The organism is Pseudomonas sp. WPR_5_2, from assembly GCF_003634475.1.
In the GTDB taxonomy this organism is placed as follows: domain Bacteria; phylum Pseudomonadota; class Gammaproteobacteria; order Pseudomonadales; family Pseudomonadaceae; genus Aquipseudomonas; species Aquipseudomonas izuensis.
The window spans coordinates 633,203-650,168 of sequence record NZ_RBLA01000001.1 but is presented as its reverse complement, the minus strand read 5'-3'; the positions used below and the strand labels follow the sequence as shown (position 1 = coordinate 650,168).

The 16,966-nt window shown below is 60.5% G+C and carries 11 protein-coding genes; 4 read left to right on the top strand and 7 right to left on the bottom strand.

The genetic code is table 11. The annotated features are described in order from the left end of the window. Positions 1 to 42: 42 nt before the first annotated feature. The gene (ccoG, locus tag BJ917_RS02830) at positions 43 to 1,458 is read right to left on the bottom strand and encodes a cytochrome c oxidase accessory protein CcoG (protein ID WP_096511149.1); all 1,416 of its coding nucleotides are present in this window, start codon (positions 1,456 to 1,458) and stop codon (positions 43 to 45) included. A gap of 195 nt (positions 1,459 to 1,653) precedes the next feature. After that, complete coding sequence (locus tag BJ917_RS02825) at positions 1,654 to 1,887, bottom strand: DUF3203 family protein (RefSeq protein WP_096511151.1); 234 nt, start codon at positions 1,885 to 1,887, stop codon at positions 1,654 to 1,656. 119 nt (positions 1,888 to 2,006) lie between these two features. Between BJ917_RS02825 and BJ917_RS02820 the strand changes: the two genes are divergently transcribed. Then, positions 2,007 to 2,510, top strand: coding sequence for an MgtC/SapB family protein (locus BJ917_RS02820; RefSeq protein ID WP_121101702.1), 504 nt, complete (start codon positions 2,007 to 2,009; stop codon positions 2,508 to 2,510). A 151-nt stretch (positions 2,511 to 2,661) separates the two neighbouring features. Here BJ917_RS02820 and BJ917_RS31955 read toward each other — a convergent pair whose 3' ends face one another. Then, the gene (locus tag BJ917_RS31955; RefSeq protein WP_172901600.1) at positions 2,662 to 2,826 is read right to left on the bottom strand and encodes a hypothetical protein; all 165 of its coding nucleotides are present in this window, start codon (positions 2,824 to 2,826) and stop codon (positions 2,662 to 2,664) included. Between the two features lie 206 nt (positions 2,827 to 3,032). Here BJ917_RS31955 and BJ917_RS02815 point away from each other — a divergent pair, with 206 nt between their 5' ends. The 3 genes from BJ917_RS02815 (at position 3,033) to glgB (ending at position 10,753) form a co-directional block, all read left to right on the top strand. Next, the gene (locus tag BJ917_RS02815) at positions 3,033 to 5,027 is read left to right on the top strand and encodes an alpha-1,4-glucan--maltose-1-phosphate maltosyltransferase (RefSeq protein ID WP_121101698.1); all 1,995 of its coding nucleotides are present in this window, start codon (positions 3,033 to 3,035) and stop codon (positions 5,025 to 5,027) included. Positions 5,028 to 5,174: 147 nt separating this feature from the next. Continuing rightward, the gene (treS, locus tag BJ917_RS02810) at positions 5,175 to 8,516 is read left to right on the top strand and encodes a maltose alpha-D-glucosyltransferase (RefSeq protein ID WP_096511157.1); all 3,342 of its coding nucleotides are present in this window, start codon (positions 5,175 to 5,177) and stop codon (positions 8,514 to 8,516) included. 2 nt (positions 8,517 to 8,518) lie between these two features. After that, a complete protein-coding gene (gene glgB / locus BJ917_RS02805; protein ID WP_121101695.1) occupies positions 8,519 to 10,753 on the top strand; it encodes a 1,4-alpha-glucan branching protein GlgB in 2,235 nt (744 codons plus the stop codon). Between the two features lie 122 nt (positions 10,754 to 10,875). Here the strand turns inward: glgB and BJ917_RS02800 are convergent, their stop codons facing one another. From BJ917_RS02800 to BJ917_RS02785, 4 genes are all read right to left on the bottom strand, one after another. Continuing rightward, complete coding sequence (locus BJ917_RS02800) at positions 10,876 to 11,943, bottom strand: autotransporter outer membrane beta-barrel domain-containing protein (RefSeq protein WP_096511161.1); 1,068 nt, start codon at positions 11,941 to 11,943, stop codon at positions 10,876 to 10,878. Positions 11,944 to 12,257: 314 nt separating this feature from the next. After that, positions 12,258 to 14,819, bottom strand: coding sequence for an autotransporter outer membrane beta-barrel domain-containing protein (locus tag BJ917_RS02795; RefSeq protein ID WP_121101692.1), 2,562 nt, complete (start codon positions 14,817 to 14,819; stop codon positions 12,258 to 12,260). Positions 14,820 to 15,103: 284 nt separating this feature from the next. Continuing rightward, positions 15,104 to 15,904 (bottom strand): endonuclease/exonuclease/phosphatase family protein, encoded by an 801-nt coding sequence (locus BJ917_RS02790; protein ID WP_096511165.1) that lies wholly within the window; start codon positions 15,902 to 15,904, stop codon positions 15,104 to 15,106. A 237-nt stretch (positions 15,905 to 16,141) separates the two neighbouring features. After that, a complete protein-coding gene (locus BJ917_RS02785; RefSeq protein ID WP_121101689.1) occupies positions 16,142 to 16,900 on the bottom strand; it encodes a PIG-L deacetylase family protein in 759 nt (252 codons plus the stop codon). Between the last annotated feature and the right edge of the window lie 66 nt (positions 16,901 to 16,966).

The following is a 16,966-nucleotide window of genomic DNA, read 5'->3' as shown; positions in this document are numbered from 1 at the left end:
GAGCGAGCCTGCTCGCGAATGGCAGCACCGCAGTCTAAGGGATCAACGATTCATCGGCGCAACAAACCGGCTCTTCGCGACGCTGAAAACGCCCGGCTCATCGCTGTCGACGATCTTGAAACTGATGCCCTGCGAGCTACTGGCCGGCCGATCCGTGGTCATCGCCACCGACACCGGCACGTCGACAATCTCGCCCGGCGCCAGGCTCAACTCGGTCCTGCCTTGCAACTGGAAGCCGTCGCCGTCGACCAGGGTCAGGCGGTAGTCCTGGCGTTGCTGGGTTTTGTTGATGACCTTCAAGCTGTAGATGTTTTCGATCTGCCCCTGGCTGTTCTCGCGGAACAGGCCACGGTCCTTGCTCACGTCCAGCGACACCATCGGCCGCTGCATCAGCGCAACCACCAGCGCGGCGATCATTACTAGCAGCACGGCGGTGTAGCCGATCAGGCGTGGCCGCAACAGGCGCGTCTTGCCGCCCTGCAACTGGTGCTCCGAGGTGTAGCTGATCAGCCCGCGCTCGTAGCCCATCTTGTCCATGATCGAATCACAGGCGTCGATACATGCCGCACAACCGATGCATTCCATCTGCAGGCCGTCGCGGATGTCGATACCGGTGGGGCAGACCTGCACGCACAGCTGGCAGTCGATGCAATCGCCCAGTCCGGCTTCGGCTGGTTTGACTTCGCGCTTGCGCGGGCCACGGTTTTCGCCCCGCGCTACATCGTAGGAAATGGTGAGGGTGTCTTTATCGAACATCACGCTCTGGAACCGCGCATAGGGGCACATGTGCATGCACACCGCTTCGCGCAGCCAGCCGGCATTGATGTAGGTGGCACCGGTGAAAAACAGCACCCAGAACAGACTGATGCCACTCATCTGCAAGGTCAGCAGTTCTTCGGCCAGCGGGCGGATCGGCGTGAAGTAACCGACGAAGGTCAGGCCGGTCAGCAGGCTGATCGCCAGCCACAAGGTGTGCTTGGCCGAGCGGCGCATCAGCTTGTTCAGGCCCCAGGGGGCGGCTTGCAACTTGATGCGCTGATTGCGTTCGCCCTCAGTGATTTTCTCGCACCACATGAAGATCCAGGTCCAGGAACTCTGCGGGCAGGTGTAGCCGCACCACACGCGTCCCGCGAACACAGTGATCGCGAACAGACCGAACGCGGCGATGATCAGCAATGCCGAGAGCAGGATGAAATCCTGTGGCCAGAAAGTCGCGCCAAAGATGTGGAATTTGCTTTCGGAGAGGTCCCAGAGCACCGCCTGGCGGCCGCCCCAGTTCAACCACACGGTGCCGAAGAACAACAGGAACAGGAAGCCGGCGCCGCTGATGCGCAGGGTACGAAACAGGCCGGTAAAGCTGCGGGTGTGGATCAGGTTGTCGCTGGTTTTGACCTTCATCTTCTTCGGGCGTGAAGGTTCAAAGGTTTCTACGGTTCGGACGGGGATTCTCTCGCTCATGGTCTTTCGCTCATCAGCCTCCATCAGGCATGAGCACTATGAGCGCCGATCTGATTGCATAACAGACTCAGGTATTGCAATAAAAACCGGATCAGATGGCTGTTGCGGCCCGGCATGCGACAAGTTGAAGCACCTGTCCCGGCGGGACGCAAATGCCTATCTCAGGCGCTTGCGGGCGTTGTTGATCCGGATCAGTCAAATCACCGAATCACTGCTCGAGGCCTTCAAGTGCCGGCGACCGTCCACCGCGCCTGCTACGGTCAATGCGTCGGCCTCTGCTTCGGTGATGTAGATGCGCTGGCCATTGAGGTCCACCGCTGACATGGCCTTGGTCTCGTCAGTGATGATGGTCACATCGGGGCACAGGCGAATTTCCTCGCCATTTGCGGTGATAAAGAAGCATGTCTGGTTCTCGATGCGTACGGGCATGACGTGAGCCTTTTTTGCGACGGGTTAAACATTAGGGGAGCAGCACTGGCTATCGTTCTGTGCAACCGATTAATGGTCGGCGGGGTCCATCCTCCATGGCCCTTCACAAGGACAGCACCATGAACGCCTGGTGGCATGAAGTCTGGGAGACCCTGCAAGCGGAGTTCGCCGATATCGGTGATGCCTCGCAACTGACCCGCATCACCGTGCGCCTGCTGATGGCGGCGGTGCTGGGCGGCATTCTCGGTTTCGAACGCGAACACCAGGGCAAGGCCGCAGGGGTTCGTACCCACATGCTGGTCGCGCTGGGCGCGGCGCTGTTTGTGCTGGTACCGCAAATGTCCGGTTCCCAGGCCGATGCCATGAGCCGGGTGGTGCAGGGCGTGATCGCCGGGATCGGTTTTCTGGGGGCCGGCACCATTCTGAAAAACCACGAGGGCGACGAAGGCCACGTCAAAGGCCTGACCACCGCCGCCGGCCTGTGGATGACCGCCGCCATCGGCGTATCCGCCGGGTTGGGCAGGGAGGCGACGGCGGTGTTCAGTGCGTTTCTGGCGTTGGCGATTTTCAGCGTCATGCCAAAAATCGTAAAAATACTCGAAAAAGACCACGACCCCTCGTAGGAGCTGGCTTGCCAGCGAAAAACCTTCGGGTAACGCGGTCATTCAGAATGGGCGCGTTATCGTTGACGTCCATCGCGAGCAGGCTCGCTCCCACAGGGGCGGAGTTTGGGTCTTTCACTGGCAAGCCAGCTCCTACAGGGAATATGTTGGGTCAGGGATTTACGATGACCGGCGGCATGGTCGTCGGTGGTTCTTCCCTTGGTGGTGGCTGGGTGCCGGGTGGGTCCTGCTCGGGCACCGGTTGCGGGTCGGTCGGCGGGATTACGGGGCTGTCGATGTTCGGGTCGGGTGTTTCGGCCGGGAATGGATTGGTCATTGTTCAAGTCTCCAGTGGCACATGGCGTGAGTCGTGCTTAATTTGGTTGACCCCTTTGCAAAGGATTTGATTCCGGTCAATTGGCGATGAACTTTTGCCGGCGGGTGTCGCTCGGAACCTAAGTGAGTTCATTCGGCGAGGGATCTACCGATGTGGATGACTATCAGACACAAGAGCGTCCTTGGGGCGTGAAGGAGAGATGCTCGATGACGGCTGAAAAACCGACTGAGTTGAGCTACAACCCGCACATTCCGCTGTCGCAGGCGTTGCTGCTGCCGCGCATCGTGATCGAAAACACGATGCCGACCCTTGAAGGCGGGCAGTTCGCGGTCAAGGCCGTGGTGGGCCAGGATGTGGTGGTGACCAGCAAGGTGTTTGCCGACGGTCACGACAAACTCGCGGTTCGCGTGCGCTGGCGTCCCGAGGGCGAGGAGGTCTGGCACAGCGAAGTCATGGCCGATCTGGGCAATAACGGCTGGCAAGGTGCGTTCCGCGTCGAGCAGCAGGGCCGCTATGTGTTCTGCCTCGAAGCCTGGATCGACCTGTTCGCCAGCTTTCAATACGAGCTGGAAAAGAAGCACCTGGCCGGCGTGCCCGTCAGCCTGGAGCTGCAGGAAGGTCGCCTTCAGGTTCAACAAGCCGCCGAAAGGGCGGAAGGGCCATTGAGCGAACAACTGGCCGCGCTGCACCATGAACTGTCCAGCCTGCTGGAAACCGAGCAGGTCGCCCTGTTTTTGCACCAACGCAGCGCCGAATTGATGGCCCAGGCCGACCATCATGCTTACCTGAGCCTGAGTCCCGAATACCCGGTGGATGTCGAGCGTAAACTCGCGCAGTTCGCCAGCTGGTATGAGTTGTTTCCGCGATCGATCACCGACGATCCTGCACGGCACGGCACGTTCAATGATGTGCATTCGCGCCTGGCGATGATTCAGGACATGGGCTTCGACGTCCTGTACTTTCCGCCGATCCACCCCATTGGCCGCAGCTATCGCAAGGGCCCGAACAACTCCCTGACGGCGGGGCCGGACGATCCCGGCAGCCCCTATGCCATCGGCAGCGCCGAAGGCGGGCACGAGGCGATTCATTCGGAGCTGGGTAGCCGCGAAGACTTTCGTCGACTGGTGGCGGCGGCAGCGGATCACGGCCTGGAAATTGCTCTCGATTTTGCCATTCAGTGCTCCCAGGACCACCCCTGGTTGCAGCAGCATCCGGGCTGGTTCAACTGGCGTCCGGACGGCACGATCAAATACGCGGAAAACCCGCCGAAGAAATACCAGGACATCGTCAATGTCGACTTCTATGCGGTCGAGGCGATACCCAGCCTGTGGGTCGAATTGCGTGACATCGTCGTTGGTTGGGTGCTGGAGGGTGTGAAGCTGTTTCGCGTCGACAACCCGCACACCAAACCGCTGCCGTTCTGGCAATGGCTGATCGCCGATGTGCGGGCGCTGTACCCCGACGTGATCTTTCTCGCCGAGGCCTTCACCACGCCGGCGATGATGGCGCGGCTGGGCAAGGTCGGTTACTCCCAGAGCTACACCTACTTCACCTGGCGCAACACCAAGCACGAGTTGGCGACGTATTTCGCCGAGCTCAACGAATCGCCGTGGCGCGAGTGCTACCGACCCAACTTCTTCGTCAATACGCCGGACATCAACCCGGCCTTCCTGCATGAGTCCGGTCGCCCCGGCTTTCTCATTCGCGCGGCGCTGGCGACCATGGGCTCCGGCTTGTGGGGCATGTATTCGGGCTTCGAGCTGTGCGAGTCGGCACCGGTGCCGGGCAAGGAGGAGTACCTCAATTCGGAGAAGTACGAGATCCGCCCGCGGGACTTCACCACGCCGGGCAACATCATTGCCGAGATCGCCCAGCTCAACCGCATCCGCCGGCAGAACCCGGCCCTGCACACGCACCTGGGGCTGAAAATCTACAACGCCTGGAATGACAACATCCTGTACTTCGGCAAGCGCAGTACCGATGGCAGCAACTTCATTCTGGTGGCGATCAGCCTGGACCCGCATAACCCGCAGGAAGCGAATTTCGAATTGCCGCTGTGGGAATTGGGTCTGCCCGATGACGCCAGCACCCACGGTGAGGACCTGATGAACGGCCATCGCTGGACCTGGCACGGCAAGTACCAATTCATGCGGATCGACCCGGCGTATCAGCCGTTCGGGATTTGGCGCATTACCCCATAAGCGCAAAACCCTGTGGGAGCGAGCCTGCTCGCGAAGGGGGCAGGACAGTCAACATCAGCGGTGACTGACACTCCCTCTTCGCGAGCAGGCTCGCTCCCACAGGGGGCACCGGTTCAGCGGCATTTTCGAATTGAGCAGGAGTTTCAAATGGCGAAGAAACCCAAGGCAGCCACTTTCATCAAGGACCCGCTCTGGTACAAGGACGCGGTCATTTATCAAGTCCACGTCAAATCCTATTTCGACTCCAACAATGACGGTATCGGCGATTTTCCAGGCCTGATCGCCAAACTCGATTACATTGCCGACCTCGGCGTCAACACCATCTGGCTCCTGCCGTTCTATCCCTCGCCACGCCGCGACGACGGCTACGACATTGCCGAATACCGTGGCGTTCACAGCGACTACGGCACCATGGCCGATGCCAAGCGCTTCATCGCCGAGGCGCACAAGCGTGGTTTGCGGGTAATCACCGAGCTGGTCATCAACCACACCTCCGACCAGCACGCCTGGTTCCAGCGTGCGCGCAAGGCCAAGAAAGGCTCGGCGGCCCGGGATTTCTACGTGTGGTCGGATGACGATCAAAAATACGACGGCACCCGGATCATTTTCCTCGACACCGAAAAGTCCAACTGGACCTGGGACCCGGTGGCCGGCCAGTACTTCTGGCACCGCTTCTATTCGCACCAGCCGGACCTGAATTTCGATAACCCGCAGGTCATGAAGGCCGTGCTGTCGGTGATGCGCTATTGGCTCGACATGGGTATCGACGGCTTGCGCCTGGACGCCATTCCCTACCTGATCGAGCGCGACGGCACCAATAACGAAAACCTGCCGGAGACCCACGACGTCCTCAAGCAGATCCGCGCCGAGATCGATGCGAATTACCCGGACCGCATGCTGCTGGCCGAGGCCAATCAATGGCCGGAAGACACGCAATTGTATTTCGGTGATACCGACAAGAAGGGCCTCAACGGCGACGAGTGCCACATGGCGTTCCACTTCCCGCTGATGCCGCGCATGTACATGGCGTTGGCCCAGGAAGATCGCTTTCCGATCACCGACATTTTACGTCAGACCCCGGAGATCCCGGCCAATTGCCAGTGGGCGATTTTCCTGCGCAACCACGATGAACTGACCCTGGAAATGGTCACCGACAAGGAGCGCGATTACCTTTGGAATTACTACGCAGCCGACCGTCGGGCGCGGATCAACCTGGGGATTCGCCGGCGCCTGGCGCCGTTGATGGAGCGCGACCGACGTCGCGTGGAACTGCTCAACAGCCTGTTGCTGTCGATGCCGGGCACGCCGACCCTGTATTACGGCGATGAAATCGGCATGGGCGACAACATTTACCTCGGCGACCGCGATGGCGTGCGTACGCCGATGCAATGGTCCATCGACCGCAACGGCGGCTTCTCCCGCGCCGATCCGGCCAGCCTGGTGCTGCCGCCGATCATGGACCCGCAATACGGCTACCTGTCGGTCAACGTCGAGACCCAGGCCGGCGACCCGCATTCGCTGCTCAACTGGACGCGGCGCATGCTCGCGGTGCGCAAGCAATCCAAGGCGTTTGGCCGTGGCACCTTGAAAATGCTCTCGCCGACCAATCGCCGGGTGTTGGCGTATACCCGCGAGTACACCGCAGCGGATGGCAAACACGAAATCATTCTGTGCGTGGCCAACGTCTCGCGCAGTGCGCAAGCCGTAGAGCTGGACCTGGCGGCGTATGTCGGCATGGTGCCGGTGGAGATGCTCGGCGGTAACGCCTTCCCGCCCATCGGCCAGTTGAGTTTCCTGCTGACCCTGGCGCCTTATGGGTTCTATTGGTTCGGTCTTGCCGCCGAGAACCAGATGCCGAGCTGGCACGTGGAGCCGGCGCAAAGCCTGCCGGACTTCACCACGCTGGTGCTGAAAAAACGCATGGAAGAGTTGCTCGAAGTGCCGTCACGCCACACGCTGGAGCAGGACATCTTGCCGAACTGGCTGCAAAACCGCCGCTGGTTCGCCGGCAAGGACGCGGCCATCGAACAGGTCAACCTGGCCTACGGTGTGCGTTTCGGTGATGCACAACACCCGGTGTTGTTGAGTGAAATCGAAGTCACCAGCGCCGGCCAGACCAGCCGTTACCAGTTGCCGTTCGGCTTCATTGCCGAAGACCAGGTCGGCACCGCTCTGCCGCAACAGCTTGCCCTTTCAAGGGTGCGTCGCGGGCCGCAGGTCGGTTTGATCACCGATGCCTTCAGCCTGGAAAATTTTATCCGAGCGGTGTTGCAGGGTATGCACAACAGCACGGTATTGCCTTCCGATGGCGGCGAGATCCGTTTCGAACCGACCGCCGAGCTGGCCCGGCTGGGCCTGACGGCGGAGTCGGAGGTGCGTTATCTGTCGGCCGAACAATCCAATAGCTCGGTGGTGGTCGGTAACAGCCTGGTGCTGAAGCTGATCCGCAAGGTTGCGTCGGGCGTTCACCCTGAGCTGGAGATGAGCGCGTACCTCACCAACGCCGGTTTCCGCCATATTTCACCACTGCTGGGTTCGGTGGTTCGCCGCGATGCGGCCGGCGAAGACAACCTGCTGATGATCGCCCAAGGCTACCTGAGCAATCAGGGCGATGCCTGGGAATGGACGCAGAACAACCTGGAACGGGCGTTGCGCGATGAATTGGCGGACGCCATGTCGGAGCAGGAGCAGCATTACAACGCACTGGGCGAATTGAAAGATTTCGCTGGCATGCTCGGCCAGCGCCTGGGGGAAATGCATCAGGTGCTGGCGGCACCGAGCGACAATCCGGACTTCGATCCGCACGTCACCACGCAAAAGGATGCGCTTGGGGTGGCCAAGGATGTGGCGGCGCAAATCGAGCACGCGTTGAAGCTGCTTAAACAGCATCAAACCGAACTGAACCCGGCGGACAAAAAGCTGGTCAGCAAAATACTGGACAACAAAAAAGCCATCCTCAGCCATGTGCAGGCATTGGCGAAACAGACGGCAGGCGGTTTGCGCATACGCGTGCATGGCGATTTGCATCTGGGGCAGGTGCTGGTGATCAAGGGCGATGCCTATCTGATCGACTTCGAAGGCGAGCCGGCGCGACCCTTGCATGAGCGACGGGGCAAGCACAGTCCGTACAAGGATGTCAGCGGCGTGTTGCGCTCGTTCGACTATGCGGCAGCGATGGCGATCAACGTGCACAACGTCGACAACACCGAGGGCGTGCAAGCCGCGCGCCAGCGCGTTGCCGATCGCTATTTAAATGAAGCAAAACATGCATTTGTGGTCGCTTATCGGCAATCGGCAGCTACGCTTGGCCATGCATGGCAAGATCCTGAGGGCGAGGACGCCGCGCTGGCGTTGTTCGGCCTGGAGAAGGCAGCGTATGAAGTGGCCTATGAGGCAGAGAATCGCCCCACCTGGCTCACCGTGCCGTTGCATGGTTTGTACGGGTTATTGAGTGGGCTCAAACCCTTTTCCGATCTTGGTGGAGAGTAGTCATGAGTTTCTCGAACAAGGAACAGGGTCATCATCACAACGAAGCGCTGTTGCCCAAGGCACGGGATATCGATGCCCTGGTACGCGCCGAGCATCACGACCCCTTTGCAATTCTCGGCCCCCATGGCGATGGTGCCGGCGGGCAGTACATCCGGGCGTATCTGCCGGACGCGTTGAGCGTGCAAGTGCTGGCCAGGGACTCAGGCGAGGAGCTGGGCAGCCTTGAAGCGACCCAGACCCCCGGACTGTTTGTCGGGCACTTCGACCGGGCGCAACCCTATCTGCTGCGAACCCGCTGGGCCGGTGGCGAGCAGATCTCGGAAGACCCTTATAGCTTCGGCCCGTTGCTCGGCGAAATGGATTTGTACTTGTTCGCCGAAGGCAATCACCGCGACTTGAGCAGTTGCCTCGGTGCGCAGCTCAAGACCGTAGAGGGCGTCGAGGGCGTCAGGTTTGCCGTGTGGGCGCCGAATGCCAGACGCGTGTCGGTGGTCGGCGACTTCAACAACTGGGACGGCCGCCGTCACCCGATGCGCCTGCGTCACCCCACCGGGGTCTGGGAAGTGTTCGTCCCGCGCCTGCAGGCGGGGGAGGCCTATAAATACGAAATTCTCGGCAAACAAGGCATTCTGCCGCTGAAAGCCGACCCCATGGCGCTGGCCACGAGCCTGCCGCCGGACACCGCCTCGAAAGTAGCGTCCCCGCTGCAAGTCGACTGGCAGGATCAGGACTGGATGCAGTCCCGTGGCGAGCGTCATCGTCCTACGGCGCCGTTGTCGATTTACGAGTTGCACGCCGGTTCCTGGCAATGCGAACTGGACGATCTTGGCGAAGTCGCCCGCCAATACACCTGGCCGGAATTGGCCGAGCGACTGATTCCCTATGTCAAAGACCTCGGGTTCACCCACATCGAGCTGATGCCGATCATGGAGCACCCGTTCGGTGGTTCGTGGGGTTATCAATTGCTCTCGCAATTCGCCACCAGTGCCCGATACGGTAGCGGCGATGAGTTCGCAGCCTTCGTCAACGCCTGCCACCAGGCGCAAATCGGCGTGATCCTCGACTGGGTACCGGCGCATTTCCCGACCGATGTTCACGGGTTGGCCCAGTTCGACGGCACCGCACTGTACGAATACGGCAATCCGCAGGAAGGCTTTCATCAGGACTGGGACACGCTGATCTACAACTTGGGGCGCACCGAGGTGCATGGTTACATGCTGGCTTCGGCGCTGCATTGGCTCAAGCACTTCCACGTCGACGGCCTGCGGGTCGATGCGGTGGCGTCGATGCTGTACCGCGATTATTCGCGCAAGGCCGGCGAATGGGTGCCGAATCGCCACGGCGGACGGGAGAACCTCGAGGCCATCGACTTCCTGCGTCACCTGAACGACGTGGTCGCGCTGGAAGCGCCGGGTGCGCTGGTGATCGCCGAAGAGTCCACGGCCTGGCCGGGGGTCAGTCAAAGTACCCAACAGGGCGGTCTGGGCTTTGCCTACAAATGGAACATGGGCTGGATGCACGATTCGCTGCATTACATCCAGCAGGACCCGGTGTACCGCGCCCATCACCACAACGAACTGAGTTTCGGCCTGGTGTACGCCTGGTCCGAGCGTTTCATCCTGCCGATCTCCCATGACGAAGTGGTGCACGGCAAGCATTCGCTGATCGACAAGATGCCCGGCGACCGCTGGCAGAAATTCGCCAACCTGCGGGCCTATCTGAGCTTCATGTGGGCGCATCCGGGCAAGAAACTGTTGTTCATGGGCTGCGAGTTCGGCCAGTGGCGCGAGTGGAACCACGATCAGCAACTCGATTGGTACCTGCTGCAATATCCGGAACACAAGGGTGTGCAGAAACTGGTGGGCGACCTCAATCGCCTGTACCGCCAAGAGCCGGCGCTGCACGAGCAGGATGACGTACCCCAGGGCTTCCAGTGGCTGATTGGCGACGATGCCATGAACAGTGTTTATGCCTGGCTACGCTGGAGCAAGGAAGGTCGGCCGGTGCTGGTGGTGGCCAACTTCACTCCGGTGCCTCGTGAGGCGTATCGCGTTGGCGTACCGTTCGCCGGGCAGTGGACCGAGCTGTTCAACAGCGATTCGTCGATCTATGCCGGGTCCAATTACGGCAACAGTGGCGGGGTGTCTACCGAGCAAGCGCCGAGCCATGGCCAGGCGTTGTCGCTGGTACTGAACTTGCCGCCGTTGGCGGTGTTGATGCTCAGTCCCGAGGGCTGATCCGAAACCGCATCGACGCCATCGCGAGCAGGCTCGCCCCACAGGATATGCGCAATCCTTGTGGGAGCGAGCCTGCTCGCGATGGCGTCATTGCAAACAACACATATCTTGAGTCCAGACCTTCACCACCGCATCCGCACCCCCAGGCTGCCAATCAACCCGTTGAAGTCGCTGTTGAGCACATCGCTGCTGTAGTCGGCGCTGACATACAGGCTGACGGTCGGTGTCATTCTGGCGACCAGACCCAAACCCAGTTCGACCGTCGAAGAGTTGCGACTGCTGGTGATCTTGTCCACCTGGTCCAGCGTCACGGTATTGCCGGTGTACACCGTGTGCCACAAGTTGGTCCGAACATAAGGTTCGACAGGCAGGCCGTCGATGGCATAACTGCCTTTCAATTTCGCACCTACACGGCCGCTCCATGAGGTCAGGTCGGAGGAAGAAGTGTTGCCCGAGCCCGCATAGGGAGTGTCGAGGGTAATTCGCTGGTTGATCAATTGCGCCTGGGGTTCAACCACCCAGTTTTCGCTGATGCCAATCGGAAAGCCACCTTCAACCGACAGTGTCATCGCGCTGCCTTCGGTGGCTTGCCGGAGGCCCTGGTCGTTGCGGCTGAAACCGTTGACGCGGCCACCGCTGGCCGTCAGGTCGACGTGCCAGCCTTGTGGCCCGGTCAGGCTGTAGTAGGCGCCCAGGCTTTGGCCTTGCAGGTTAAGGGTGTCGGTGCTCGGGTCAGACATGCCGCGATTGGTCAGCAGGCCATTGCTGTTGCCCTGAATCTGGTTGGTGCCGCCAATCAGGCCGACCTGCTGGGTATGGCCGCTACCGCTTTGCAGGGTGAGGATCGCCGGACCCTTGATTTCGCCTGAGCCGGGATTGGTAAAGCCCTGGTCCGTGGCGTCGGTTTGCGCCTGGCGGGAGGCCTGCCCATAGACCTGATCCCAGGCATAGGGTGTCGCGTCTTCGGTGGTGAGTTGGCTACTTCGCATATCAGGCGCAGGGCCGAAACGGCCGGGGTACGTGGTCGCGATTGCGGGCAGGGCGAGCACCGGGATGTCCTGGCGATACCAGGGGGCTGTATCTTCTTCGACCGGTGAGGCCTGCACTTCCATGGAGGAGCACAACAGGAGTGAGCTCGAGACAGTGCAAAAAGTGATTTTGATCTCTTGTTGGGTGAATGAGGTTTTCATGGCGTGGCTACCTTGCATCGCGTGCCGTACTTGCCTTGGCGTCTCTCCTACCCCGAGCGAGGGGCGACCGAATGTATGGAGGCAAGCCGGGGGCCGCCCGTGTTCGCGGGTGTCTTGGGGGGCTTGCCCCTGATAGTGTTTCCGGGGGTAGTACGGTGAAGTCAAGAAGACCCCTGACGTTGCGTCAAGAAAATGGCCGATAAGTGGTATGGGTATTTCGGGTCTTATAAGTGACTGATTTACGGCGCATCCCTAAGTTCTTGTTTATTGGAAAAATCGTCAAAAAAAGTGCGTGCTAGAGCGATTGCTCGGTATTACCAGCTCACTCTTATTCCCAGATTGCCGGCCACTCCACGCTGCTGATTGCTGTCTATATTGCGGCTGTAATCGACATTGGCGTACACGCTGACGCTGGTGGCCAGGGACAGGTTGGCGCCGATACCGACATCGGCCCACGAAGATTTCTGCTCGGTGTCGATATCGGTAGTACCGGCAAAAGTGACTGTGTCGGTGCCGGTAAGCGTCTGCCAAAGGTTTGCGCGCAACCAAGGCTCCAGTGGCAGGCCCCCGACGTTATAGCGCCCTTTGAGACGTGCACCCAGACGTCCGGTCCAGGCGGGGTCGGAATCGAAAGACACCCTGGAAATGCCGTCGTCCTGACTGTCGAGGTTTATCTTCTGGCGGATGATTTGCGCCTGGGGTTCGATCACCCAATTGTTCGCCAGCGCGAAGGGATAACCGGTCTCTACTGAGAGGGTCAGCCCGTGACCGTTATTGTCGAGTTTGAGGCCACGGTCGGAATGGCTGTCGCCGCGCAGCCAGGTGTACATCGCTACCGTATCGAAATACCAGCCACCGGGGGCCGCAAGGGTCCAATACAGGCCAACGCTGTCACCCTCGAGCTCGACTTTACCGGCGCGCTTGCCTTGATAGCCCTGATTGAAGCCATCGACATCACCGTCCAGCCGACTATGGCCGACGAAGAAGCCTGTGCGTTGCGTTTGTCCTCCGGAAGTCTGTGAACCGTACAGGTCGTTGCCCACCTGAAACCCCTTGATCGAGCCGTCGAGCCGTGGCGTGACGGTGCCGGCCCAGGTCTGGTCGACGTTCTTGCCGTAGACCCGCCCCCAGCCGGCACCGAAGGAGCCGGTTTCCGTCAACAGGCGCTGATCGCCCTGGCGATCATGGAAAGTACCGAGGGCGGACAGGGTCAGTTGCGCTGCGGCGGGGGGCAATACCGTCCAGGCAGGCACCTCCTGACGGTACAGCGCAATCGGCGCGGCACCGGGTGCGGGCGTGCTCAATGGCGGGCTTCCGGGAGCGGCCACGGGTGTCGCCACCAGCGGCACCAACACCACCACCGGCGGCAGGGCCGGGTCGGCGTTGGCCACGGTTACCGGAACCAGCGGCGGCGCCACGACGGACGAACGCAGGTACCAGCTGTTTTCGCTGCCAGGGGTGACGCCGCCCTTGAACAGGCGGTACTCGAAGGCGCCGGCCGACAATGGGGTCTTGAGCGAGAAGGCGCCGGCATCGCTGGTTGCGGTGCCTTGGGCCTGAACCTCCTGAATACCGTTTTGCAAGGTGGCCGCACCCGTGCCACCCAGATTGGTGACCGAGATGGCAGTGGTACCGGTCAAAGTCCCGTTATTGACCACCAGTTTGTCACTGGGCGAGCTGTCATCGCCGAGCACGCTTTGCACCCTTAACTGACCGCCGCTGCCGGTGTAATTGCCCTGGACCGTCAACGTGTCGCTTGTGCGGGTATTGCCGCTGCTCAGGTCGATGATCCCGGCATTGTTCAACGTGGCACGCTGGCCGGCGGTGAAGGGCGTGATGCTGCCTTGCGTCGAGGTCAGGGTGCTGCTGCCGTCAATATTGAAAACGCCGGTGCCGCTGGCGTTGTCACCCAGGACGAAGTTATCGGCGAGATCGAGCCGTGAGCTGTTGTTCAGGTTGACCGTTTCCCAATTGACGTAACGACCGGCACCCGTGGTCGTGCTGTGATCGAAGGTCAGCACATCGTTGCCGCTGCCACCGTTGAGGCTCGGGGTCTGGGCGAGGGTGCCTTCACTGAGATTGCGCACGGTCGCGCTGTCATTGCCGTCTTCCATCAGGATTGCCGAATGGAGGAGGCCGCCGCCATCCCAGACAAAGGTGTCATTGCCTGCGCTGGTGCGGATCTCGCCGACGACCTCGCCACCGGTCACCGTGATGCTGTCGTTACCACCGCTGACGCTGATGTTGCCGCCAATCTTGCCCCCGGAGACGATGATGGTGTCTCGTCCGAAGCCCGTCACCAGATTGCCCAGGATATTGCCGCCGGACATGTCGAACAGGTTGTTGTCGAGTTTCATGTCAACCCGGCCGATGGTGCCCCCGGTCATTTTTGCGGTATCGCCGTCCTCGAAGGCACCGACGATGGTGCCACCGGTCATCAGGAAAAAATCGCGACTGTCGCCCTGGGCCAGGGACTGGATAGAGCCGCCGTTCATGGTGAAGTTATCGATGCCGCTGCCCTGGTTAACGGCCCCGGTAATCTGCCCGGCGTTGATGGTGAGGATATTGGTGCCATCCCCCTGATTGAGCGCGCCGACGATGCGGCCGGAGTTCATGACCACCGTATCGGCGCCGGCGCCGAACGTGGCATTGCCATTGATCGTACCGGTGCCGCTGGCGGGAAAGGTCAAGGTGTTATTGCCCGCCAGGTCAGTCAGCGGTCCATTGCTGGCGCTGTCACAGACGAAATTATCGTTACCGGCGGTGGGGGTGAGCGTACAGGCTGCGTGGGCGGGGTGGGATCCGCCTACGCCTAACAGCAATAAAAGGATGCAGGCACTGTAACGGTACTTGGGCAGATCGCTGGAAAACTTCATGCTCGTCTCCGCATGTTGATCGGCGACTGAGTTGCCACGTGTCAAAAATGGCAATGCTTCAATCACCCTCGGCAGCGCGAGTTGCGAGACAGCATCGGGAAGGCAATCTCCCGTAATCGAAATCCTTCGGCAACGACGGCCACTATGAGTCGCATGTCCATACATACAGTCCATGGACGAGAGCAACGTAGCAGTCGTTTTTTTACATATCTACTGTCAAAAGTAACAGGTGAAACGATTAATCAACCGGGCATGAACCGTTTTCGACAAGCCCGGCCAAGGGCTCAGAGATGTACTTCAACGGCCAAGGGTAAATGGTCCGACAAATGCGTCCAGGGTCGGGTCCCGAGAATTGTCGGCTCATGACTGCTGGCATTGCGCAGATAAATGCGATCCAGGCGTAGCAACGGAAATCGCGCCGGGTAGGTTTTTGCCGGACGGCCGTGATGGCGTTCGAAGGCTTCGTGCAGATCATCGCGACGGGCGAGGGCCGCGTTGCCTTGCAGCTGCCAGTCGTTGAAGTCGCCGGCGATGATCACCGGTGCCTCGTCGGGCAGGGACTCAAGCAGCTGACAGAGCAACTGCAACTGGAGTTGACGATGGCTTTCCAGCAGGCTCAGGTGCACGCAAATCGCATGCACCTCCGCATGGCCCGGCACGTCCAGTACGCAATGCAATAAACCGCGACGCTCGGGGCCGGTGATCGAAACGTCGAGGTTGCGGTACTCGCGGATCGGGTATTTGGACAGCAGCGCGTTGCCATGATGACCGTCGGGGTAGACCGCATTGCGGCCATAGGCGAAATCGCTCCACATGCTGTCCGCCAAAAACTCGTATTGCGAGGTCGATGGCCAATCGTTGTAACGCGAAGAGTGGCGATCGTGTTCGCCGACCACCTCCTGCAAAAACACCAGGTCCGCTGAGGTACTGCGCACGGCTTCACGCAGTTCCGGCAGGATGAAACGACGATTGAGGGCGGTAAATCCCTTGTGAGTGTTGACGGTCAGCACTCGCAGTCGATGAATGGCCGGTGATTTGTCCCGCGGCTCCGACTCGATCGTCTGCGGCTTGGATGTACTGGTCACTTTCACTCCTCTGAATCAAGGCTGGCTTATGCATGCGACTGATGTGGGGGCGGGCGGTTCCATCCGGATTTTCTCGGATATATCTGATTCCCTGTAGGAGCGAGCCTGCTCGCGAAAGCGGTGGGCCAGTCAAACATGGATGTTGGATGTGAGGGTCCCTTCGCGAGCAGGCTCGCTCACACAGTGGATCTGGGTCGCCCTCAGCCAATAAATCTCCCACAGTTGAATTTCTGCAGTTCAGACGAAGATGATTTCATAAGGCAACCGCATCCGCTCCAGCAGCACCCGTGGCAGCAGCGGGGCGATGCCGATGGCGGGTTCACCGTCCAGTTGGCTGGCGTATGCATGGGTCGCATGACTTTTTCGCGCCACCGTCCAGGTGTCCAGGCGTACCTTGCGGGCACGATGCCACGGGATCAGGCCCCGATCACGCGTTGGCCAGTGCCAGGCCCAGACCGGCACTTCGTTAAAATCGGCGCCGGCAATGGTCGCGGCATTGGCACTGGCTCGGCCAACGGCATCATGGTCGCTGTTGCCGTCTTCGGACCAGGTACTGAACACCACGTCGCCCGGCCGCAAATAACGGGCTATGAACCGGGTCATTTGCTGCTCATGTTCGGCCAGGGCATTGTCGGTGAAGCCGCCGCGAATCCACTTCAGGCTGTGCATCGGCAACCCGAGCCGGCGCAAGGCTTCGACGCTTTCCTGGGAGCGGAATACGCTGAGGCGTTTCTCCGACCACTGCTGCGAGCCCGGATGACTGGCGCTGCCGTCAGTCACTGAGATCAGTTGCAAGGGATGGCCCATGGCGCTGAGCAACTGCAGCAGGCCGCCGCAGGTCACCACTTCATCGCCAGGATGCGGGGCAATTACCACGGCGCGCGCACCAGGCCGGACCAGGGATTGGGTGTTGATGACCGGGACGTTGTCCAATTGCGGGGCACTGTTCCAGATCTGTGCCGGCAGGCTGTTTTCGAGCAGAGAGACCGGTTTCATGGCTACGTCCTTGTTCTCGTTGATAGCATTGTGCCGCGTTCCGAACCCTGGAATCGCCGCGCACAG

What these genes read in the sequence shown, in the direction of transcription:
- BJ917_RS02815 (WP_121101698.1), top strand. Translation starts at nt 3,033, where the DNA reads ATGACGGCTGAAAAACCGACTGAGTTGAGCTACAACCCGCACATTCCG.
- glgB (WP_121101695.1), top strand. Translation starts at nt 8,519, where the DNA reads ATGAGTTTCTCGAACAAGGAACAGGGTCATCATCACAACGAAGCGCTG.
- BJ917_RS02820 (WP_121101702.1), top strand. Translation starts at nt 2,007, where the DNA reads ATGAACGCCTGGTGGCATGAAGTCTGGGAGACCCTGCAAGCGGAGTTC.
- treS (WP_096511157.1), top strand. Translation starts at nt 5,175, where the DNA reads ATGGCGAAGAAACCCAAGGCAGCCACTTTCATCAAGGACCCGCTCTGG.
- BJ917_RS02825 (WP_096511151.1), bottom strand. Translation starts at nt 1,887, where the DNA reads ATGCCCGTACGCATCGAGAACCAGACATGCTTCTTTATCACCGCAAAT.
- BJ917_RS02800 (WP_096511161.1), bottom strand. Translation starts at nt 11,943, where the DNA reads ATGAAAACCTCATTCACCCAACAAGAGATCAAAATCACTTTTTGCACT.
- BJ917_RS31955 (WP_172901600.1), bottom strand. Translation starts at nt 2,826, where the DNA reads ATGACCAATCCATTCCCGGCCGAAACACCCGACCCGAACATCGACAGC.
- ccoG (WP_096511149.1), bottom strand. Translation starts at nt 1,458, where the DNA reads ATGAGCGAGAGAATCCCCGTCCGAACCGTAGAAACCTTTGAACCTTCA.
- BJ917_RS02785 (WP_121101689.1), bottom strand. Translation starts at nt 16,900, where the DNA reads ATGAAACCGGTCTCTCTGCTCGAAAACAGCCTGCCGGCACAGATCTGG.
- BJ917_RS02795 (WP_121101692.1), bottom strand. Translation starts at nt 14,819, where the DNA reads ATGAAGTTTTCCAGCGATCTGCCCAAGTACCGTTACAGTGCCTGCATC.